Source organism: Bdellovibrio sp. HCB185ZH, from assembly GCF_047302455.1.
In the GTDB taxonomy this organism is placed as follows: domain Bacteria; phylum Bdellovibrionota; class Bdellovibrionia; order Bdellovibrionales; family Bdellovibrionaceae; genus Bdellovibrio.
On the sequence record NZ_CP178624.1, the window covers coordinates 140,283 to 160,343 of the forward strand.

Genomic DNA, 20,061 nt, shown 5'->3' on the forward strand with positions numbered 1-20,061 from the left:
CAGCGAAATTGGAGCGGAAACAAGTCCTTTGGATTTACCTTCGTGTTGACCACCTTAGCCAACACGATCACTCATCCCATTGTATTTTTTGTCATCATGGCTTCGCGGCAAAGTTATCTTGAAGCTATCTTATTGGCCGAGGGATTTGCTTTTTTGGCGGAGACATTTTTGCACGCTTATTTTGGAAAGTTACCTCTGAAAACGACATGGAAAGCGTCCCTCACGGCGAACTTGGTTTCGTGGCAACTGGCTCCGATCATTACCTATTTCCTCTTCTTGAAATAGGTGAATTTTACAACGTGATTTGTGGCTGATTTATAATGGTGTCCAGTGGGCACCACCACGCTGGACAATCGCGTTAAACCTGCATATACCAGCGCCATGATATCACCTCTCGAATACCAAGATTACCAGACGTTCTTGCAGGATCTTTTCTCCAGCAAGGTTTCCCAGCGTAACATGAGCCTTCGTGGCTTTGCGCGCATCGCGGGAATCAGCCATTCTTATTTGTCCCGCGTGATGAACTCGCAAAAAACATTGTCTATCGCTTCTGCCAGCAAGATCAGTCAGATTCTGGATATGACTCCCGAAGAAGAAGCGCACTTGATGCGTCTGGTGGCTCGCGATCAACTAGCAGAGAACTCCCGCAGTGGTCAGCAATTGCGTGCGCGTATTTTAAAAACCAAACGTTCACCGCAGAACAAAGTGACCTTAGATAATTTTAAAGCCGTCGCGGAGTGGCATCATTTTGCGATTTTGGCTCTTTTAAATACCAAAAACTTTCGCGGTACGGGGCGCTGGATTGGGGAGCGCTTAGGCATTCCTCACGAAATCGCGAAAGAGTCCTTCGAACGTTTGGTAAAGCTTGGCTTTATTCGTAAAGAAAATGGCAAGTATGTTGCGATGAATGACGGGGATATTGAAACTCCTCATGATGTTGCTTCGCAGGCCGTGCGTGAAAATCACCGCCAGCATTTACACTTGGCAGGCTTGGCGTTGACGTCGTTGCCACCAGAAAAATTAGAATTCCAAAACGCTTCAATTCCTATGAACAAGGCGGATATTCCGAAAGCGAAAAAACGTCTGCGCCTGTTCATGGATGCTTTCATCCGCGATCTTGAAAAGAATCCGGGGGAGGAAGTTTTCCAAGTGAACTTGCAATTCTATATGCTTTCCAAAAATTCTGAAAAGGATCTTATATGAGACACGTCAGCTTCTTGATCGTTTTGTTAAGTGCCTCTGCAGTCTTTGCAGCTCCTCGCGTGAATAGCGGTGGTGGCGGCTGGGTATGCCGTAAGATCGATAACGGTGAAGTCCTGTGGGTGAAAGCCGCGGATTTAACCAAGGTTGAATTTGTGTTGCCCGGAAAGCTTGTCGAAAAAGAGGGAAGCGAGTGGGACCTCTTGGCAGAGCAGCGCGCTTATATTAAGCGTGTGCTTCCAAAGCTGGATGCTCTTTTAGAAAAGCATCCTTTAAATATTCGTAGCAGACTGCGCCCGGTTCCTGATGCTTTAAATTATCTACCAGATGCAGAACTTCGCTATAAACCGCCAGTCTCCAGCTGCCCTGCGGGAGTGGTGTCGTATGTGCAACTGGCTGATGCCAACCTTGATGGGGAGGTGATTTATTCCAGTCGCGTGTGGGGACTTCCTCAGTTTTCTAATTTTCAAAAAGCTGCCATCTTACTCCATGAAGAGATCTACTACGCTTTAAGGCAAGAACTTGGTGATGAGAGTTCGTATCGCACTCGTCAAATCATTGGTCTTTTGTATTCTGGTATGAATGAAGATCCATTGCGCGGGGGAATTGATGAAGTATTTAAAGCAAAGCCCCGCTCTCGTCCTGGAATTTTCGGCTTTGATAATGGACCAGCACTGTTCAATGTTCGTCTGAATTGTGCGGCGGTTGTGAATAACCAGAATGTATACCCCTGGCTTCCAGTGATTCCGGGCGAAACGACGCAAATGACGGTGGATGGTTATCTATTAAGACTTTCTACGTCGTTGATTGATGGAAGCCCTCTCAGCATGGAGGTGAGTGATGAAAAAACCGGCTTTACCAGTGTTCTGGACGGTTCAGATATCGTGTCGGTCTTTAACTCTGTTCGTCGCACGACGATCACATTAAAGCGCGATAACGAGCAAAGCTTAAAGTTCAGTTGTGAATCCAGTAGCCCTCTCGATCGAGATCCTCTTTAAATAAAAAAAGCCACTGCTTTCGAAGCAGTGGTTTTTTCTATTTCAGTTATTAGCAGAGTATTTTATTTAGCGCTATTAGGTGCTCGAGTGGTTTCCCAGTCGGTGAGGCCATATTTCGCCAGGATCTTATTCAATTCGCCACTTTGGCGGAGCTCCACAATACCTTTGGAAAAAATCTTACCCCAGGTCACGGAGTTTTTGTTATTCGGAGAGAATGCCGCCCATAATCTTGGATCATCAGCGACGTTTTCGCTGACGCGTTTATAGTCATTCGGATTCAGTTTCTTTTCTCTTAAAGTATAGCGGAAAACCACGTCGTTTTCGATAAAAGCATCCAGACGCTTATTTTTCACCATGCGGAAAAGTTGATCCAGCGGATGTTCTCCAGAAATTGAAATGAAGACGTCTTTGCGTTTGCGTATGATGTCGTCAACCAAGCCGCCATAGGCGTAACCATTGATCACGCCAACTTTTTTTCCTTTGAGGGATGCCTCGCCTGTATAGGTCCAAGTTGAATCGCGGGGTACGTAGAAATAATCATCACCAGCGCCAAAAGATTTCTCTGGAAAAACAAAATCCGGAGAGTCATTCACCATGGCTCCCACGATAACATGGGCTTTGTTTTGACGGGTTTCATTCACAGCGCGAGCCCAGTTGATGATCTCGACATTTACTTTGTGACCGTGCTTTTCAAAAATGCGCACGAAGGCTTCAATCATATAACCGGGCGCTGCTTTGTTGTCGCAGACATAGGGGCACCATGTATCAGAACGCAATTCAATAGTGTCTGCGGACGCGCGAACAGGACTCATTAAAGTCGCAGCTAATGCTAGTGCGTACAGATAATGAGTAAATGTTTTCACGGATCCCCCAATAGCCAAAACGGCGATATGATAAATCTGTACTGTGTCTTCTTACAGCTTTCCATTTTATTTCATCTTATTGCCAATTTGTAACAAGTAGAGAGTGGGGTTCAATCATCTTGAAAAGGTGGCTCTGCTAAAAGAAACGGTCTGGAAGGGTTCTTCACAGATACAATGAAGCAAGCGCAGAGGAGAGTCATATGGGCTTGGCACTAAAATTTGGAGTCATTTATCTAGCTATATTTTTTGCGTCGCATTCTTTGGGTGCCAGTTGGGGTCCCACGATGGGAGCTGATGGAACATCGTTGGCAAAACCGGTGATATGTTCGTCTCCTCAGGGCAACGTTTGGATTTTCGCAGTCAAAAGTAATAATTCACTTTATGATTCAGTGGTTTTCAGATCTTTAAAAGATACATCTCCGAATCCTTGGGTTTTTGTGACTCGCATTCGGAAGGGGACAGCGCCCGCAGCGGCATGCTGGAGTTCGTTTGATCTTCATATTTTTTATTTAGAACTCGATGGCAGTGTCTGGCAAAAAAGTTGGGTCGCCTATCAGGGGTGGGGAGAGTCTCATTCGGTGAACGGCTATCGCATTCAAAGTATCGCAACGGCAGTTCGTCCCGGCAACCGCATGGATTTGTTTGCCCGAGGTAATGACAATTCATTGTGGTGGAGATCCTATCACAGCGGGCATTGGGACAGCTGGAAATCCTTAGGTGGAAATTTAGACTCCGAACCTGCAGCCACGGGTCGCAGCAATTCTTCAACGGTCGATGTTTTTTATCGAGGATTGAATAACGGTCTTTGGCAGCTGACGAATCGTCAGGATCATTGGGGGGAATGGCAAGGGTTGCTGGGATCCTTTGATACGGGACCGGGCGCCTGTTCCTGGGGAAACAATCGCATCGATCTTTTTTCGCGAACGTGGAATAAGACCATTCAGCATTCGGTGTTTAACGGCGTCACTTGGTCCGCTTGGGAAACCTTAACTCAAATGGTTTTTTCGGCACCAGCCGCAACAGCCATCGGGCCGGATCACATGTACTTGTTCTTTAACGATGATCAGGGAGCTATCTTGTATAAGGAATATCGTTGAATGGTGCGCCGGGGGGGACTTGAACCCCCACGCTTGCGCATACGCCCCTCAAACGTACGTGTCTACCAATTCCACCACCGGCGCGCACCGAAAAGAAAAAGCTCCAGTGGAGCTTTGTTAAGGGACTTTAAATTTAACCTTGTGCAGTGATGGTCGTCAATGATGCGCGATGCGCCACGAAGGTGCTGTACCTTCAATTATCTGTTTGCCCAAACAATGAGAGATGCGATGGCGAAAATGAAGAGGGCAATGTGGGCTTTGATGCCCAGATTTTTTAATTTAATTTCGTAAGCCATGTCTCTGATGACGTTGTTAGGGTCTTTCAGAAGTCTAGCGCGTCCATTCGCAACTAGACGATTTTCGATGATCAAATACAGCACGCTGCCAATGGCAACGCTAATCACGCCAAAAACAAAACCTCTGACCACGAACTCTTCAGTAAAACTTTTCAAGGGCTTGTCTAGGAAGAATTTGGTTGTGGTCGTCATGGCGAGCCCCACGAACGGAAGTCCAGCAAACAGAGCCACTCGTGAACTCCAGATACCAGACGATTCTTCCCGGCGCGCCCAGGTGTGATCACCGATGATGGACGTTCTGCGGTACTCTTCGATTTGTTCCAAAGTCACAAGCTGTGGATTATAGTTCGCGATAGATTCCAGGATGTATTCGCTGCGCTCAAGTCCGACGGGAAATTTGTGTTTGGTCTGATCATTTAGTTGAACCTCGAACCATCCACCAATTCTTGGGATAAATGCAAGCTCCACAGATTTAATATCTTTATAGTGGAACTCGATAGTCTTACCTGGTTTTTCAATGGAAAGACTTTCCGGATTCATGTGAACTTTAGTTTTAGAGTACTCGTAAGTTTTTCGTGATACGAAAAATATAAAGGCGGAGAGACCTAAAAACATGGCCGTGGTATCTCCGAAAGCCACTTTGGTTTTCAGTGAACAATCGCAAGTGCTATTATAAATAATCGCCGCGACTCCCACCAGAAATAGTAAACCAGCATAGCCGGCATGGAAATAAAACGCGCGCTTGAACGACTGACGATACGTCAATGTTCTTTTAAGATTCGCTCTTGGAACAAACTGAATTTTCTCTGCTGCGTTTGACATGAACCTTTATCGGCTTAAGGACTTCGGTCCTTAACCCATCCTGGCTCGTCTCATTATGAGACGTGCGTTTTACTTAGGATGAAAATACAGAACTGCAGGCCGGGCGCCCCCGCAGGCGCACCCTCTCAGCAACCGCTTTAAAGGCATCCACAAAGCGCAGCGTGATGAGTTTAAGGGATCCTCTCACGTCGCCCACTTCCATGCGAATAAAGCCCTTCACGATGGGGGACACGGTGATGCGAATCAGACTATGGCTTTCGAATTTATTGGTGTACATCATGACATCTGAAAAAGGTGGGGGAGGAAATCCCAAACTGCTGCTAAATCCTGCGGTGAAATACTCAGACGAACTCATGCTGTAGGCTGGTAGCATCGGCGGATAAAAAGCACTTCCTTTTTGATTCTGAGGTCCATTGCGACGAGAAATCATCAGACCCGCTTTGCCGACCAAGCCAAAAACCGTAAAGGCCCCTTTCGTGCTTTCAAATTTTTCGGAGTTATGAAAAATCTCAAACACAAAAGCCTTGGAAGATTTATTAAAGCCTAAGTTGATACCTACTTCTTCGATGCCACCAGCTCCGCGACGCATGATTCCGCTCTCCGCAAGTAATCCCGCGGCGATGCTGATACCGAATTCATTGGATTCCATCACCAGGGGAGCTTGTGACCATAATTTGTAATCAATTCCTCGAAGCAGCGCATTTGTCGCTTGGTGACTGCGTTCTGCGAAAGTTATTTTTTCTTTCGGTGTGGAATCAATTCCTTTCACGAAGGCACTTTTAACCTTCACTTTCACAAAACTAAAACCATCTCCCACCAGACTGCCAGCTCCGATAGCAAACTTTGATGCATTCAAAATTCGTGCAGCACCAGTCAGAAAGTGAATACGCATGACTTTGAACTTCTCTTTTTGTTCAGCAGAAAGGCTTTCATAAGGGGCAAGAGGGTCCACTTCTTCAACTGATCCACCTTTTGCCAGAATTTGCTTCTGCAATTTTTCAGGAATTTTAAGTCCTAAGGCTTCCCGCATCGACTCGCGATCGGGAGTACTATCCAATTCAAATATTTTGGTATCGGAAAGACGAATGTAGGTCTTGTCAGTCTGAGCAACCTTTGCCGGTTCCAGGGTTGATTCAATGACTTCGGTTTCAATGCCTTCATCGCCAGCCAGTGCCGGGACGTAATTCAAAATTAACAATGAGGTCAGGAGTAACAAAAGTAGGGTTTTAGTCATGGTAAACTAAAATGCAATTATAGTTCCCCAGAAAACATTGCGTAAAGCCGCGAAAACTCGTGTGGATATTGTTTAGTGATTAGACAGAGGGCTTTTTGGGGCCCTCTTAGTTTCTTATCTGACGAACACAAATGATGTGGATGACGTTCGAGCTTAAAAAACTCATAGTCTCACAGGAATACTGCGGATTCGTGCTAAATATATTCGGTGATAATCGTCGTGCCCAACCATTGGGAGTCAAAGGCGCTGAATAGGTATTGCCGTCATTTAGCTCCACGCTAAGATGCGGGGCTGCGGTATGAAAGCCCTCGGCACCTTCGATGTTAATATAGGCAAAACCATCACTGTTCGAATGATTCTGTAATGATACCGTTTCGGCACTCTCTGAAAAAGGACCTGTCACTTTGATCGGTATGTTCCAGAGGGGGTGAATTTCACCATCGTCGGTAATGAGTTTAATCAGAAATATATAGCTCGATGGATAAAGGTAAGCGGTCTGTTCTTTTAAGTATCCAAGGTGCCAATTCAGTTGTTCATCCGTCAAAGTTGAAAATGCCAGGGCTACTATTCGACGGCTGTTCAGGGAATCGGTATCGCCTAAACTGCGACGATAAGCATAAATAGCTTCATGAAGGACGAGGGCGGCTTTGGATCGTTCTGAAAGAGAGTTGAATAGGCTTTTCTGAACAAAGATAAATCCGTTATTGTCGTAATTTACGATTTGTTCGTATCTGATCTTGCCGTCCAGACAAGTTTCTTTTTTGGGAACTGCAAAATAAAGAGCGTCATTGATGATTTTCAATTCTTGATCCAGGTAAGTGACCTTGGATCCTGGTCTTAGATCATTTACGTTCTTTAAAAAGGGAGCCAGACCCGCAAAGGGGTTTCCAGGTAGATTCAGCAAACGGTCACTGACTTTTTTAACGGTGGTTTTATAATTGTGGCTCGGAAAGTTTTTAACCTTGAGTCCGTATTGGGAGACGGCTTCGTAAAGGTCGATTTGGGCGATCCACTTTATTTCCGTATTCAAAAAATCTTTGCTGGTATATTTGCGGCAAGTCCATGCGCCACCGCCATTACCCACGCGATTCCAGGCAAAGGAAACCGAACTGATCAGCAGGAATAGTATTGAAATTAAAATTGGGCGTTTCATTTTTATTCCTTGGTTTCCGTTAAAGGGAAGAACTGCATTGAAAGAGTGTAGACCGATTTTTTCTTGCCCACTTCGAGTTCTTCGCAAAACTGATTTTGGAACTCGCGAATCATCTTTTTAGCTTTTTCAAGTTTGGCGGGGTTTATAGCCATGGTGACCGCGCCGTATTCCCTCTCATCCACGGGAATGGTATCAAGTTTGGATTTTGCAACATCAATAATACTGCGATGGTAAGCCTTGATAGCGCCCGAAGGAATGTCGTCCGTGGTCGTCAACGGGTGTCCTGTTTGTTTAAAGCTTCCGTCAGTTTTCACAGAAATTAAATCCAAACGTTGCAGGCGGTTCAGAGCATCGCGTGCTTGAAGTTCGGTAATGCCCAAGCGTTCTGACACCCAAGCGGGCGTGGCTTTGTTGGCAGCAATATGGCCGAGGCTTAGGATGGCAAAGTGATACCATTCCGCCAGAAAAGTGAATTTATCTTCGGCGATAAGCTGGGTGCGATGTTCTTGGGTGGTGGGAGTTTCAATCAGATGAGGAAAAGCCGAAGATAAAAACAAAGATTTATCGGCTGGTGAAAGTTCAAGTTTGTTTAAGAGCTTGTGAGCCTGCTGAGTTGTCAGATTTCTTTTTCCAATAATCAAAGAAGAAAGATGACTTGCGCTTAAGTCCAATTGTTTCGCGAACGCACGCAAGGAAAAGCGGGGATTGCTTTGTTTGCGTGAAAGGAGCTCAGACGAAAGAATGTCGCGATAAGTATGATTCATGGGCGACTTCTAGCTTAGGCAACAGGACGGGGTCAAGGGGAGTGATTACGGCTGTAATCAAATCCGGTACACTTTAAGTGAGCGTTGTTCAGCTCTCAAAAGTGTTCACTGAGCTTGTGAAAGGAGTGATTTTTTAAGTCACTCCTTCCCCTCATTTTAAAGTTGAGCTTAGAGCATTGGCGAGTCCAGCAGGTACTTGGCTTTAAACAATTCGCGATCCACTTCAGACTTTTTCATTCCTGCTTCCTTGAACTGTTTGTCTAAAAAGTAAATTTCAAACTCATGACTTTTTACTGACTTTATCTGGGCGCAGTATTTTTTTGACAGGATTTCAGGAGTGACGGCTGCAACGGGATCCTGGCCTTCTCGTTCAGCGGCATCCTGCAATTCAAAGGTCACATTCATCAACCAGTCATTGATATAGGCATGGGCATAACGGGGTTTGATTTTATCCATGCTCGCGATGAATTGTTCCGAGCGGTATTTACAGTCGCTGCTTAAAGATTCCATGATGGATGGATTTTTTGCGTTGGCGTGAAAGCTGTAAATCAAAAGATTCAAAATAATAAATGTTTTTTTCATAACTTGTTTTCGCAATCTCAGATTCGGGAAAATTCCGCGAGTCTTGTTGCGATCCTTTCACAAGTTATAAAAGCAATTCTGGGCCCGGCGAGAATCGGTTTATTTTTAGCTGAAGGAGGTGAATAGTATGAAAGTGACAGCATGGGCTTCATGCTGTCTAGTTCTTATGACTTCGATTTTTCAGGTTGTAGTTGTTCCGGGTGAATCGTTCCGTGAGACAGACACTTGTTGAAATTAAATTAAGGCTGTTTGCCTTTTTTAGAAGCGGGCAGACGATCTGCGATGCCTTCAAGTTTTTTACGTTGCTCGGGTGTCCAGGTTTTCATAAAGCCTTCAGGATCTTTTTGGGCATCCTGCATGACTTTCATAAGCTGCTCTTGGGACATGCCTTTCATGTTGCCCAAGACATCTGCTGCCAAATCATACATTTCGTTTTCGTTGGCAGAACTGCCTGACATGTTTTTTACTTTTTCAGCGACGCTTGCAGCCTCAGGGGATTCTTTAGTCATCCCTTGGCGGGTTTGGGAGCTGCGCAGGTCTTTCTGTGTTTTTTCAATGGCAGCTGCCATGTCGCTGGCATCATCAGCCAGAGCATAGGCGCCACAGAATAACGAGGCGATAAAAAGAATAATGGCGGTGGATTTACCAATAAGTTTCAACATTCCGGCACCTTTCAAAGTACGTACAGAATAAATCGGAACTTTTTGGTGGAAACAGTAGTAAAACCGGAAAGTCTCATGATGAGACTTCCAAGCGGCCTTTGTTTAGTTTTGGGCTTCGATCTGCTTAGTGTCGCAGACTAAACGAGCTAATTATGAGGCAGGAGCTTTGTGTATGAAGGGTCCGCCAGTAAGGCCTTGCAGATTTGCTCGCCCAGGATTTTTCCTGCCGTTACATCAGAGGGATAGTGAACTCCCACCACCGAGCGCAGGGTGCCCAGGCGGTCGCCATAGGTCAAAATCTGTTGGGCACGATCCGGAAAGATCGCAGCCATGATGCAGGCGTCCGTCATACTGACGGCGGCGTGCATGCTGGGGTAAGATTTCGAACCTCCGGGAGGCGGGATGCAGGGACGAAGACGCGAGTAATCGCTGTAAGGGCGAGGGCGGCGATAGTGGTCTTTAAACGATTCAGAAATTTTGGAAGCCAAGGAAGAGGCTTGCATCAAAGGTCTTTGAATTTTCGCGTATTCTTCAGGAGTGAAGAGACCCGATTTTTTATAGAAAGCATCAAAAGTAGGGCTTTGCTGTTTTTCCGCCATCGCACATTCGGCTTCGGTGCGACGGTTTTGCAGGTCAAACATAACGTCGACCTCTGCTTTTTCAACCGAAGATTCTGAAACCGGAGGATCTTGCATCGTAAAATCTCTTGCAGAGATCTGTGTCCAGTCAGCTTGGGACATTATCGGTAAAATCAGGATCAAAGAAGCTGTCAGAGTCAGTCTTTTCATAGAACTTTTGTAGTCTCGGTATTACTATGACTCAATAAAATTCACCGTTCTTGACGAAACCCTGATGTTATTACAGGAAGCGCGGTGTTGTTACTCTAAAAAGTCTGTGTCTGGAGAGAGCACTTCCTCGCCTTCGCTGGTGGAAGCTTTCAGATATTCATCATTGTCGCGGTTAATTCCCAAGCTCACCACGGCGACGCGATAGAATTTTCCGAGCTGGTCTTGCAATATCAGAAAATCGATAGGGCCTTTACCAGAATCGATGGTCGTAATTCCATGTTTCGTGACGGAAATATATCTGACGATCGAAAATTCTAAATTTGATTTCTCATCGATCAAGGTTTTATCACCCTTATCGTGATGAGCGTATTGAACTTCCTGAATGCGGTTTGTGAACTGATTTATCAAAGGCAGGCAGGCGTATTCTTCCGAGGGACCCGAGATAACGGCGGCTTGTCGGAAAAGGCGGATCTTTGCATCCTTAAAGCGGGGAGAGATGGTTTTTTCTTCTTCGGTGTAAATACACGATCTGACCAGGGATCCGTAATAGCTATAACGAGCCGCCATTGCGACGATAATTATTCCCACGACAGCCAATACGATTTTCTGAATGTTTTTGTTCATAAGAAAATCCTACGGTGTCGCAGGAGAAAATTCCACTATTTCTTAAACACCAAAAATCCATCATCAACGGGAACAGTCGTTCCATTGATTGCTTGAGCCGCATCCGAGAACAAGAAAGCCACAACACTGGCCACCTTTTCCGGTTCAATCAAACGCCCATGCATGTGTTGTCTGGCTAGCGAATCCTTCATCGCCTTGTCATCACCCAGAATGGGAGTGTTGATAAAGCCTGGCGCGATACCGACCACACGAATGCCATAAGGCGCCAACTCCAGGGCAGCTGTCTTACTCATCATCACGACGGCCGCTTTCGCGGCATTGTAGTTAAAACTTCCTTCAGAGGCCATCGTCCCATAAATCGAAGCGGTGTTAACAAAGGTGCCCTTGGCCTTCAACTCCACCATCTTTTTTGCCGCGTACCACATACCATAATAGACACTGTGTTGATCGACTTCGATGACCTTCATATAAGATGCAGGTTCCATTTCCAAAAACGGTTTTACCAAGCCAATACCGGCATTGTTGAATATGCCATTCAAAGTTCCGAATTTTTCGACACTAAAGTCGACCATCGCTTTGACTTGCTCTGCTTTTGAAACATCAACTTTGAATGAGTAGGCGGGCACGCCGATTTCGCGCAATTCCTCCGCGGTTTTTTCCGCACCTTGATCGTTGTAATCAGCAGAAATAATCTTCGCACCTTTTTTAGCAAGAGCCACCGCGGCCTCTCTGCCGATACCACTCGCAGCACCTGTGACAATGATAACCTGATCTTTCAATTCCATGAATTCTCCTTGCAGAAGGCTATTCTAAGAATCTCCAGGAAGACTCACAATCAGTCAGCACTTTCACTGTGAATTATCAGAGAGCAAGGCGGTGTCGAAGATATTGACGATTTTCCTCTGAGCCGTGAAGGAATTATTCGCTAACTTTTCGACACTCCTGAATATTGCGTTCCGTAGTGAGAACACTCTTCGCGCTCCCTATGTGGAGCTTGTATACTGAAAAGCATGAACACACTTAAAATCATGGGATTCGGCGTTCTGGTAATTATGGTGCTTTGTGGCGCGGTGGCTTTGGTCAATGGCTCTGCAGAGTATCGTGCGCAGCAGGATGCGAAAACCATCACAATCCATATCAGCTCCACTTCCAATTCAATCGTCTCTGGCGAATAGTCCGAGTTTTGACAAGACTTGCAAACGCTGTTAGCGTGAAGCTTGTGAAGTATTCAGGTTTCTTATTTATTTTCGCATTTTTGTTTTTTGCGAGCTTTCCGCAGATGGAAGTCGCCGGGGGCAGTGGTGCGCCTGTTTCTTCCGTGCAACGACTAGTTACAGCTCCTTCATTAGCATTTGAGCTTTCTAACACTCTTCGTTTCTTTAAAAACACCGACCGTCTGCCGACTGTTTTTACTCTTATCAGTGAATTTGTTTTATTAAATCCCGAGGTCGAATACGGCCATCGAGATCCTGTTTTTTACCGTTATCACAGTCTTGTTAAATTCAATTGGTCTCAATCGCGAGCGCCGCCCGTTTCCTTCGTTTAATTCATAATTTTATTTTTAGTTTTAACGAACTTATATCTTTCGCTTTTGGAGCGAAAGGAATGGATTTATTTGTATGGAACAAAAGTCTTCACAAACCGGTGCGCCTCCCGATGTTAAACACAATTCGCGCGGAATTATTATTCTGGGAGTTTTAGTGGTTCTATTGGTGATCTTTAAATTATTTGTGTACCCGCATTTCGAATAGCGGTTGCACTCGAAAGGCCCCGGTTGTCCCCCGGGGCTTTTTTAATTATGCGAATTGCGCTTGATCGGTGGCGACGGTCTCACCATTGACTTGAACGGTATAAAAAATCGGAACGGCTTTGGAAAGCATCGCGGCAGTTCCACTGTACTGATGAGTGGAGCGTTTTACGGCTTCAATAACTTGAGCGGCATCAATGCCAGGGCCTTTTACTGAGTAGGTCAAATCAATGCGCGTGAAGATTTTCGGATGCTTGTCAGTAAGACCTGCTCGAGCTTCCAGATCAAAGCTTTCGTATTGCACTTGAAACTTTGCCATCAAATCAACAACATCTGTTCCTGTGCATCCACACAAGGCAGCTAAAACCAATTCCTTAGGGCTGGGTCCCGCTGACTTCGCATCGGCCAAGGCGACATCGATATCTCCCTGCATTCCGCGAACTTCAAATTTAAAATGATGACCGTCGATTCTGTGGACTTTTGCTCTCATGAAAGCTCCTTGAGGTAAGAAGCTTATTCTAGAGTTATGTTTGCTGGCAAGGGTATGACGTAGTTGCTAAAGGCCTTGCGCGAAGATCACAGGAGAGTAACCTAGATTATCACCTCTGAAAGGACCTTCGCGATGAACTATCAACTTCCAGAATTTCCGGGCATTCCTCAGCTCAATGGCCGCGTTTTAATCAATGGCGAAATCCGCGATAAAGGATTTGAAATGCAACCCGTTTTTTCCACATGCACGGCAGACGGCAAACCGAAACAGATCGGCACGACTCCACACGTGAGTGCGGATATTTTGCGTGAAGCCGTGGATGGAGCTGCAAAAGCTTGGGCAAAGGGATTAGGGGACTGGCCAACATCTCGTATGGAAGATCGTATCAATGCGGTGGTGGCTTTCAGAAACGGCATGCTAGAGCAGCGTGAAATCATTTGTCGCCTGTTGATGTGGGAGATCGGAAAAAACTGGGCTGACTCCCAGGCTGAGTTTGATCGCACCATTCAGTATATTGATGACACGGTTAATGAAGTAAAAAACATGGATCGCGAGGCCAGTCGTTTTCAGTTCTCAGGCGGGGTGATGGCGCAAATTCGCCGGGCTCCTTTGGGAGTGACATTGTGTATGGGGCCTTTCAATTATCCGCTGAATGAAACTTTCACCACTTTGATTCCGGCACTTATCATGGGAAATACCGTGGTCGTTAAACTTGCTCGTTATGGGCAGCTATTGTGGGAGCCATTGCTTGAACCTTTCCGTACCGCATTTCCAAAAGGTGTGGTGAATATTATTAACGGGTTGGGGCGTGAGATCGTGAATCCTGTGGTGAAAGATGGCAAGATCGATGTCTTGGCATTTATCGGAACCAGTCGCGTGGCAAATCAAATCAAAGTGGCACATCCTCAGCCTTTTAGATTCCGAAGTATCTTGAGTCTGGAGGCTAAAAATCCTGCGATCATTTTAGAGGACGCGGATTTGGATAATGCCGTGAACGAATGTGTGCGCGGAGCTTTGTCTTTCAATGGGCAACGCTGTACCGCTTTGAAAATGATATTCGTCCATAAAAAAATTTCTGCCGAGTTTACTAAAAAATTAGTGCAGAAGGTGAATGGCCTGGTTTCAGGAATGCCTTGGGATAAGGGAGTGGCCATCACTCCACTGCCAGATCCTGACAAACCAAAATACTTGCAAGGCCTGATTGACGATGCGATTTCTAAGGGAGCTGTTCTGGCAAATCCAGAGCAGGGGGGGAAGCTTAAAGGAAATATTTTCTTCCCGGCTATTTTGGGAAATGTTCCGTTGAATTCCCGCGCCGCTGTCGAAGAACAATTTGGCCCGGTGATTCCTTTAGCTGAATACGAAAGTTTCCAGGAGATCGAAGATTATATTTTAAATTCACCCTATGGAAATCAGGCGAGCGTATTTGGTCGCGATGCTGAAAAAATGGGACGAATGATTGATCGCCTCAGCAATCAAGTGTGTCGCATCAACATCAACAGCCAATGCCAACGCGGGCCAGATGTTTATCCTTTCACGGGACGTAAAAATTCTGCAGAAGGAACATTGAGTGTTTACGATGCGCTTCGCTCGTTCAGTATTCGTTGCATGGTCGCAGCGAAACAAGATCAAGCAAGCCGGCAGGTGATTCAGGGAATTTTGCATCAAGACAGTTCTAAGTTTTTATCAACAAATGTGGTGCTGTAGGAATGACCTTGACATAACCCGCTGCTCCCTTGGAAATAAATAAATATCAAAAGGGAGCCTATGTTCAATCTTTCAGCTTTACGTTTGTTAACTTCTTGGGGCTCGGTCCTTCTTTATTTTCTCGTTCTTTCCAGTTGGATGGACACTGTAACTTCGCCTGCGATGTTGATGGTTTTATTCACGCTGTTTTTTGCAGTCATCATGTGGTCGGCCTTTGGCGTTGTTCATGAGGCCGAAGAACTTGCTGAAATCATGGGTGAGCCCTATGGAACATTGATCCTAACGTTATCCATTGTCGTAATCGAGGTGGCGCTGGTTGCCGCTGTGATGTTGGGTTCCAATGCTGCTCCGACGATGGGGCGTGATACGATGTTTTCGGTCTTGATGATCGTGATGAACGGTGTTGTTGGGCTTGGCTTATTCATCGGTGGTCTTAAACATCGCGAGCAGTCTTACAACCTTCAAGGTGCGGCTTCGTATTTGTCGGTTTTGATTCCTTTAACGTGTATCGCTTTGATTTTGCCTAATTTCACGACGTCGACTGAGTCGGGAACTTTGTCATTTTGGCAGTCCACTTATTTTTCGATTTTCTCGATCGCTTTGTACGGCGTTTTCTTAATCACACAAACGGGACGTCACCGTGCCTTTTATGTACATCAAATTGAAGGTAAAGTTGATGAAGACGTGGATGCTCCACGTCCACCGATTGATTTCACGAAACTTCGCAATCACGTGATCTTGTTGTTGGCAAATATCCTTCCAATCGTTTTGTTATCCAAAGGCTTAGCAAAAATCCTGGATGCAGAAATCAAAGCTTTGAACTTACCATTGGCTCTGGGCGGGGTGGTTGTCGCTGCGATCGTTTTCGCACCCGAAGGCATCAGTGCTTTGCGAGCAGTTGCTCGTAATGACCTCCAACGTACTGTGAACCTATGCTTGGGCGCTGCGACCTCAACGGTCGGCCTGACAGTTCCAGTGATCCTGGCGATCGCATCCTTCACGGGTCAAAAAGTAGTCTTGGGTCTAGCTCCACGTGAAGTGACATTGCTAGGGATGACATTGATCTTAAGCACCTTAACCTTCTCGAACAGGCGAACCACGATGCTCGAGGGAACGGTGCATTTGGTATTGTTCTTTGTGTTCTTGGTTCTGGTATTTAATCCGTAAAGAACATTGTTTTTCTGCTTGAGTGCAAGCATGAATTTTAATCAGCATCGATAATTATTTTTCGAAGTACCATATCGTGGAGAAAGTAAGGCCGTACCTTTTTTATCCGCGTGTTTGTCCCGAGCCATCGATCAACCAGCGAGCATTCGTGAGCTCGCGTAAGCCCACCGGGCCGCGTACGTGCAGCTTTTGTGTGCTGATTCCAAGTTCTCCGCCTAAACCGAATTCAAAGCCGTCGGTGAAGCGGGTGGAGACATTCCAGTAAACGGCGGCGGCATCGATTTCTTGTTGGAAGAGGCGAGCCTTTGTTTCTGATTTGGTGATGATGGCTTCCGAGTGCTTGCTGCCATGTTTTTCGATATGTGCCAAAGCTTCATCAAGTCCCGAAACCACTCGGCAGTTCATAATCAGATCCAGGTATTCGGTGTCCCAGTCCTCTGGTTTGGCTGAAGTTACTCGTTCGTGATCTTTTAAAATGAAGAGTGATGCGCTGTCCACGTGCCATTGAAGTTTTTTGGAATCAGTTTCCTTATACAACATTGGCAGAAATTGGGCTGCAATCTTTTCGTGAACCAAAACTGTCTCTAAGGCATTGCACACGCCAGGGCGTTGAGTTTTTGCGTTGGTCACAATTTTTGCTGCCATCACTAAATCAGCATCTTCATCCACAAAGGTATGGCACATACCGCGATCATTTTTAATGATCGGCATTAAAGCTGTGCGCTGAACGAAATCAATCAGCTTGTCGCCACCACGAGGAACCACGATATCAATCATGTCCTTGCGTTTTAAAAGCTGTTCTACCAAACCACGATCATAATCTTCAATTCCATGGAAGGGCATGAATTTAAAACCTGCTTCGGTTAAAGCATCGCGCATCAGTTTATAAATTGCAGCTGCCGATTGCTTAGATTCAGATCCGCCACGAAGTAAAATCACGTTGCCGGATTTAAAAGCCAGTGAAAAGGCTTCCAAAATAACATTGGGACGAGATTCAAAGATCATAAAGATCACACCTAAAGGTGCGCGAATCTTTTTAAGTAACAAACCGTTTTTCAAAGTTTGTTGATCAATCATTTCGCCGACAGGATCGGGAAGGGCTGCCACTTGTCTTAAGCTTTCGATCATTCCGTTAATACGTTCAGGATTTAAAGTCAGGCGATCGCGAAAGGCTGCCGCTGTATCTGCAGCCAACGCTTCAAGGTCTTTGCTGTTAGCGGCGATAATTTCGTTCGCAGCCAAGGTAAGCTTCTCCGCAATTTTCAAAAGAGCTTTGTTTTTAGTCCCACTATCAAGCTTTCGCTGTTCGCGCGCAGCTTTCTTTAAGTCAGCCAACATCAAATCATTTTGCGAGTTCATGACGACCTCCAAACTGTGTTCCAATGCTTGTGCCCTGAGCGATGTGCAGTAAATTATTTGGAATATCACCCTTTACCAGGTGAGTGATGATTTTATTTTTCCCAGCGGTTTCTGCTGCCAAAAGTTTTGAATACATCCCACCAGTGCCGACTTTGGAAATAGACTTGCGATCCGCCAATGCAAATTCGGCTTTACCCACTTTAGGGCGATAGCGAACCAGTGTCGCATCAGGATTTTTATTCGGATCAGAGTCAAACAAGCCTTCCACATCCGTCATCAAAACCACGCGCTCAGCTTTCATCATCACGGCCACTTTCGCAGCCAACGTGTCATTATCGCCGAACTTGATCTCTTCGGTCGCAACCGCATCGTTTTCATTCAAAATAGGGATGACTTTCATCTTAACCAGTTCAGACAGCGTATTTTGCAAATTCTTCCGACGAACGGGGTCTTTCATATCTCCCGCCGTCAGCAAAACTTGCGAGCCTAATAAGTTTGCCGACTGCAAAGCCAAAACATATTGATCCATCACCAATGGTTGACCTATCGCACTCAAGGCTTGTTTCTGCGGAAGTGTGCGCTTCGCCGCTTTAAAGTTTGTACGAGCTACGGCCCAGGCAATCGCTCCCGAAGTCACCCAGATCACATCAATGTTGTACTTCTTTTTAAGTTGCGCCACTTGCAACATCCAAGCCCTCATCAACAGAGGACCACCGTCACAAACCATTTTACTGCCAGCTTTAATAACCCAACGACGACTTTTAGCCATGCCCACACTCCGGAAAAGGTGCCAGGTCCTATTTCTGGAAGCGGCGCTTACAGAAATAGGACCTGGCACCTTTTAAGTCTAGGAGGCTGGCAAGAGACCCGCAAATGAAAAATTATATTTTTAGGGATTCAATAAGTGCAGTGAGTATCTGAACCTGGGTTTTAAACTCCATCACGGGATGTGATGAGTCTTTTTGCTGTTCAGGTAACAGCGGTACATGAATGAAAAGGGCGGGAGTATTTTTTAGTTCCTGATGGGATAAAACTTTATAGTAAAGATTGTTGCAAACATAAACTCCCGCAGACAAGGTCACCACTACGGGGGCGTGCGGGAATTCAAGATTAAGCTGATCGCGAATTTCTTCGACTGGTAAGGTCGTCATCACAGCTTCCGGGTGGCCTGGAAAAATCTGTTGAGCAGGAACGGCAGGGTTTTTCTTATCTGTCTTTTTATTTTCCATCCAGTTGTGGGCCATGCGCTCTAAGCAAATTTGCGAACGACCCGAAGCTTGCCCCAACATCACGATTGAATCAAAGGGCTGAGATTGATGCTCGATAAATTTTAAAAGCTCCTGAAAGGCTTCTTTGAAATCCACGGGTAAAATTAAAGAACGCACGAAAGGCAATGAAGCGGCGAGCTCGGTGGCGAGAAGCTCCGAGGGGTTGATTTCTTGATTGCCGAAGGGCTCAAAGCCCGTGACTAAGATGCGTTTCATAGGGGTCAGCTTAGCAGAACCCAACGGACGTTGGAAGCGCCTGGAAACTGACCGTAGATCAAAGTGCATATAATGCGTATTAAGTTTAATAAATTCGCTTATAGCAAAGGACGGGGAACGTGGGGTTAAGAAACTCTATTTTAGTCTCAGTTTGAAAGCCAATTGGCAGAGTCCTTTACCTGCCAAACGATAGTTTGTTAAATTTAAATGCAGACACCAAAAGGGGAATCCATTGAAAAAGTACGTTGTTGTCTTGGCGGCCCTGGCAGCCTTTGGTTGCGCCCATAAGCAAGAAATTAAAACTCCTGAGATCGTTGCCAGCTGTTTTGGTGACGGTGAAAGTCAGGATGTATGTAAAGCCGAGCGTGTGAATGATGAGAGCAAAGTCGTAACCACCCGCTGCATTGGCTCACAGAATCGCAACGCCCTCGCTTCATTGCGTGGGAAGTGCGTGGAAAAAATTTGCAGCAAAGGTTCCAATACAGATTGTCAGTTGCGCGGTGAAATCGGCGTACTGGATCAGTATTCAGAACTGATGCGCCATCGTTACTTTGATGATGAAGACGGTGGTTCGCAATCAGCCCAACAAGCTTCGGCACAAAGTAAAAAGATCTCTAAAGCTAAAGGAAAAAAAGGCAAAAAGGCCATGGAAGCTCAACAAGAGCTGGACGTCGATCCCACAGCCCAGCTCCCTAAAATGCCAGCTAAGTCTGAGCCCATCGTACAAAAAGCTGCACCTAAAGCCGTCTCTCAGGAGCCAGCAGAACCCGCTCCTATTAATGTGACCTTGAAAGCGGATACCGCAAAAGCCGCGCCTACAATGGCCGCGACCACTTCATCTAGAAAACCTGCCTCTGTCGCAGGAAGTGCTGAGGGTTTTAAAAAAGTCTGTGTCGCGAAGAATGATGCGAAAGCCCCGACAGGTCTTCGTGGCAAGTGTGCGACGCGCACCTGCGCTGAGGGCAAGTGCACTTATGGGGGGCGTAAAGAAATGTTCGACTACGTCTCTCGTTCCAGTAATTAA

Annotated in this window: 23 protein-coding genes and 1 tRNA gene; 9 read left to right on the forward strand and 15 right to left on the reverse strand. The window is 45.9% G+C overall.

Annotation, left to right across the window (positions count from 1 at the left end; all coding sequences use genetic code 11):
* Nucleotides 1–381 precede the first annotated feature (381 nt).
* Together ACLSU7_RS00615 and ACLSU7_RS00620 are read left to right on the forward strand one after the other, a co-directional pair.
* Nucleotides 382–1,203 carry a TIGR02147 family protein gene (locus tag ACLSU7_RS00615; protein WP_413293583.1) on the forward strand — a complete coding sequence of 274 codons (822 nt, stop codon included), beginning with the start codon at nucleotides 382–384 and terminating at the stop codon, nucleotides 1,201–1,203.
* Nucleotides 1,200–2,198 (forward strand): hypothetical protein, encoded by a 999-nt coding sequence (locus ACLSU7_RS00620; protein WP_413293584.1) that lies wholly within the window; start codon nucleotides 1,200–1,202, stop codon nucleotides 2,196–2,198. Before ACLSU7_RS00615 ends, ACLSU7_RS00620 begins: the two co-directional genes overlap by 4 nt.
* A 62-nt stretch (nucleotides 2,199–2,260) precedes the next feature.
* On the opposite strand, the gene ACLSU7_RS00625 is transcribed toward ACLSU7_RS00620, so the two are convergent.
* Nucleotides 2,261–3,061, reverse strand: a complete 801-nt coding sequence (locus ACLSU7_RS00625) for a substrate-binding periplasmic protein (RefSeq protein ID WP_413293585.1) — start codon at nucleotides 3,059–3,061, stop codon at nucleotides 2,261–2,263.
* Nucleotides 3,062–3,261: 200 nt separating this feature from the next.
* Between ACLSU7_RS00625 and ACLSU7_RS00630 the strand changes: the two genes are divergently transcribed.
* Nucleotides 3,262–4,158, forward strand: coding sequence for a hypothetical protein (locus ACLSU7_RS00630; protein ID WP_413293586.1), 897 nt, complete (start codon nucleotides 3,262–3,264; stop codon nucleotides 4,156–4,158).
* A 1-nt stretch (nucleotide 4,159) separates the two neighbouring features.
* Here the strand turns inward: ACLSU7_RS00630 and ACLSU7_RS00635 are convergent.
* The 10 genes from ACLSU7_RS00635 to ACLSU7_RS00680 all read right to left on the reverse strand — a co-directional run bounded on the left by ACLSU7_RS00635 (nucleotide 4,160) and on the right by ACLSU7_RS00680 (nucleotide 11,868).
* Nucleotides 4,160–4,242: transfer RNA gene (locus tag ACLSU7_RS00635), tRNA-Leu, on the reverse strand.
* A 113-nt stretch (nucleotides 4,243–4,355) separates the two neighbouring features.
* The gene (locus ACLSU7_RS00640) at nucleotides 4,356–5,276 is read right to left on the reverse strand and encodes a hypothetical protein (protein ID WP_413293587.1); all 921 of its coding nucleotides are present in this window, start codon (nucleotides 5,274–5,276) and stop codon (nucleotides 4,356–4,358) included.
* Nucleotides 5,277–5,349: 73 nt separating this feature from the next.
* Entirely contained in the window at nucleotides 5,350–6,510 is a 1,161-nt protein-coding gene (locus ACLSU7_RS00645; RefSeq protein ID WP_413293588.1) for a hypothetical protein, read from the reverse strand.
* A 106-nt stretch (nucleotides 6,511–6,616) separates the two neighbouring features.
* A complete protein-coding gene (locus tag ACLSU7_RS00650) occupies nucleotides 6,617–7,663 on the reverse strand; it encodes a hypothetical protein (RefSeq protein WP_413293589.1) in 1,047 nt (348 codons plus the stop codon).
* A gap of 2 nt (nucleotides 7,664–7,665) precedes the next feature.
* Nucleotides 7,666–8,427, reverse strand: a complete 762-nt coding sequence (locus tag ACLSU7_RS00655) for a TIGR02147 family protein (protein ID WP_413293590.1) — start codon at nucleotides 8,425–8,427, stop codon at nucleotides 7,666–7,668.
* A gap of 168 nt (nucleotides 8,428–8,595) precedes the next feature.
* Entirely contained in the window at nucleotides 8,596–9,009 is a 414-nt protein-coding gene (locus tag ACLSU7_RS00660; RefSeq protein ID WP_413293591.1) for a hypothetical protein, read from the reverse strand.
* Between the two features lie 239 nt (nucleotides 9,010–9,248).
* Nucleotides 9,249–9,671: a hypothetical protein gene (locus tag ACLSU7_RS00665; RefSeq protein ID WP_413293592.1), complete on the reverse strand. Its 423-nt coding sequence runs from the start codon at nucleotides 9,669–9,671 to the stop codon at nucleotides 9,249–9,251.
* A gap of 146 nt (nucleotides 9,672–9,817) precedes the next feature.
* On the reverse strand, nucleotides 9,818–10,459 hold the full coding sequence (locus ACLSU7_RS00670) for a phosphatase PAP2 family protein (protein ID WP_413293593.1): 642 nt from the start codon (nucleotides 10,457–10,459) through the stop codon (nucleotides 9,818–9,820).
* A 90-nt stretch (nucleotides 10,460–10,549) separates the two neighbouring features.
* Nucleotides 10,550–11,083, reverse strand: coding sequence for a hypothetical protein (locus ACLSU7_RS00675; protein ID WP_413293594.1), 534 nt, complete (start codon nucleotides 11,081–11,083; stop codon nucleotides 10,550–10,552).
* A gap of 35 nt (nucleotides 11,084–11,118) precedes the next feature.
* Nucleotides 11,119–11,868: an SDR family NAD(P)-dependent oxidoreductase gene (locus tag ACLSU7_RS00680; RefSeq protein ID WP_413293595.1), complete on the reverse strand. Its 750-nt coding sequence runs from the start codon at nucleotides 11,866–11,868 to the stop codon at nucleotides 11,119–11,121.
* Between the two features lie 225 nt (nucleotides 11,869–12,093).
* Between ACLSU7_RS00680 and ACLSU7_RS00685 the strand changes: the two genes are divergently transcribed.
* The 3 genes from ACLSU7_RS00685 to ACLSU7_RS00695 all read left to right on the forward strand — a co-directional run bounded on the left by ACLSU7_RS00685 (nucleotide 12,094) and on the right by ACLSU7_RS00695 (nucleotide 12,834).
* A complete protein-coding gene (locus ACLSU7_RS00685; RefSeq protein ID WP_413293596.1) occupies nucleotides 12,094–12,258 on the forward strand; it encodes a hypothetical protein in 165 nt (54 codons plus the stop codon).
* 8 nt (nucleotides 12,259–12,266) lie between these two features.
* Nucleotides 12,267–12,629, forward strand: a complete 363-nt coding sequence (locus ACLSU7_RS00690; protein ID WP_413293597.1) for a hypothetical protein — start codon at nucleotides 12,267–12,269, stop codon at nucleotides 12,627–12,629.
* 73 nt (nucleotides 12,630–12,702) lie between these two features.
* Complete coding sequence (locus ACLSU7_RS00695) at nucleotides 12,703–12,834, forward strand: hypothetical protein (protein WP_413293598.1); 132 nt, start codon at nucleotides 12,703–12,705, stop codon at nucleotides 12,832–12,834.
* Nucleotides 12,835–12,879: 45 nt separating this feature from the next.
* On the opposite strand, the gene ACLSU7_RS00700 is transcribed toward ACLSU7_RS00695, so the two are convergent.
* The gene (locus tag ACLSU7_RS00700) at nucleotides 12,880–13,320 is read right to left on the reverse strand and encodes an OsmC family protein (protein WP_413293599.1); all 441 of its coding nucleotides are present in this window, start codon (nucleotides 13,318–13,320) and stop codon (nucleotides 12,880–12,882) included.
* Between the two features lie 132 nt (nucleotides 13,321–13,452).
* Here ACLSU7_RS00700 and ACLSU7_RS00705 point away from each other — a divergent pair, with 132 nt between their 5' ends.
* Together ACLSU7_RS00705 and ACLSU7_RS00710 are read left to right on the forward strand one after the other, a co-directional pair.
* The gene (locus ACLSU7_RS00705) at nucleotides 13,453–15,027 is read left to right on the forward strand and encodes an aldehyde dehydrogenase family protein (protein ID WP_413293600.1); all 1,575 of its coding nucleotides are present in this window, start codon (nucleotides 13,453–13,455) and stop codon (nucleotides 15,025–15,027) included.
* 60 nt (nucleotides 15,028–15,087) lie between these two features.
* Nucleotides 15,088–16,194 carry a calcium:proton antiporter gene (locus tag ACLSU7_RS00710; RefSeq protein WP_413293601.1) on the forward strand — a complete coding sequence of 369 codons (1,107 nt, stop codon included), beginning with the start codon at nucleotides 15,088–15,090 and terminating at the stop codon, nucleotides 16,192–16,194.
* 102 nt (nucleotides 16,195–16,296) lie between these two features.
* On the opposite strand, the gene ACLSU7_RS00715 is transcribed toward ACLSU7_RS00710, so the two are convergent.
* The 3 genes from ACLSU7_RS00715 to ACLSU7_RS00725 all read right to left on the reverse strand — a co-directional run bounded on the left by ACLSU7_RS00715 (nucleotide 16,297) and on the right by ACLSU7_RS00725 (nucleotide 19,037).
* Nucleotides 16,297–17,553 carry a glutamate-5-semialdehyde dehydrogenase gene (locus ACLSU7_RS00715; RefSeq protein WP_413293602.1) on the reverse strand — a complete coding sequence of 419 codons (1,257 nt, stop codon included), beginning with the start codon at nucleotides 17,551–17,553 and terminating at the stop codon, nucleotides 16,297–16,299.
* Nucleotides 17,537–18,322, reverse strand: coding sequence for a glutamate 5-kinase (gene proB / locus ACLSU7_RS00720; RefSeq protein ID WP_413293603.1), 786 nt, complete (start codon nucleotides 18,320–18,322; stop codon nucleotides 17,537–17,539). The genes ACLSU7_RS00715 and proB overlap by 17 nt, the downstream gene beginning before the upstream one ends.
* Nucleotides 18,323–18,434: 112 nt before the next feature.
* Nucleotides 18,435–19,037: a pyroglutamyl-peptidase I gene (locus ACLSU7_RS00725; RefSeq protein ID WP_413293604.1), complete on the reverse strand. Its 603-nt coding sequence runs from the start codon at nucleotides 19,035–19,037 to the stop codon at nucleotides 18,435–18,437.
* Between the two features lie 232 nt (nucleotides 19,038–19,269).
* Here ACLSU7_RS00725 and ACLSU7_RS00730 point away from each other — a divergent pair, with 232 nt between their 5' ends.
* Entirely contained in the window at nucleotides 19,270–20,061 is a 792-nt protein-coding gene (locus ACLSU7_RS00730; RefSeq protein ID WP_413293605.1) for a hypothetical protein, read from the forward strand.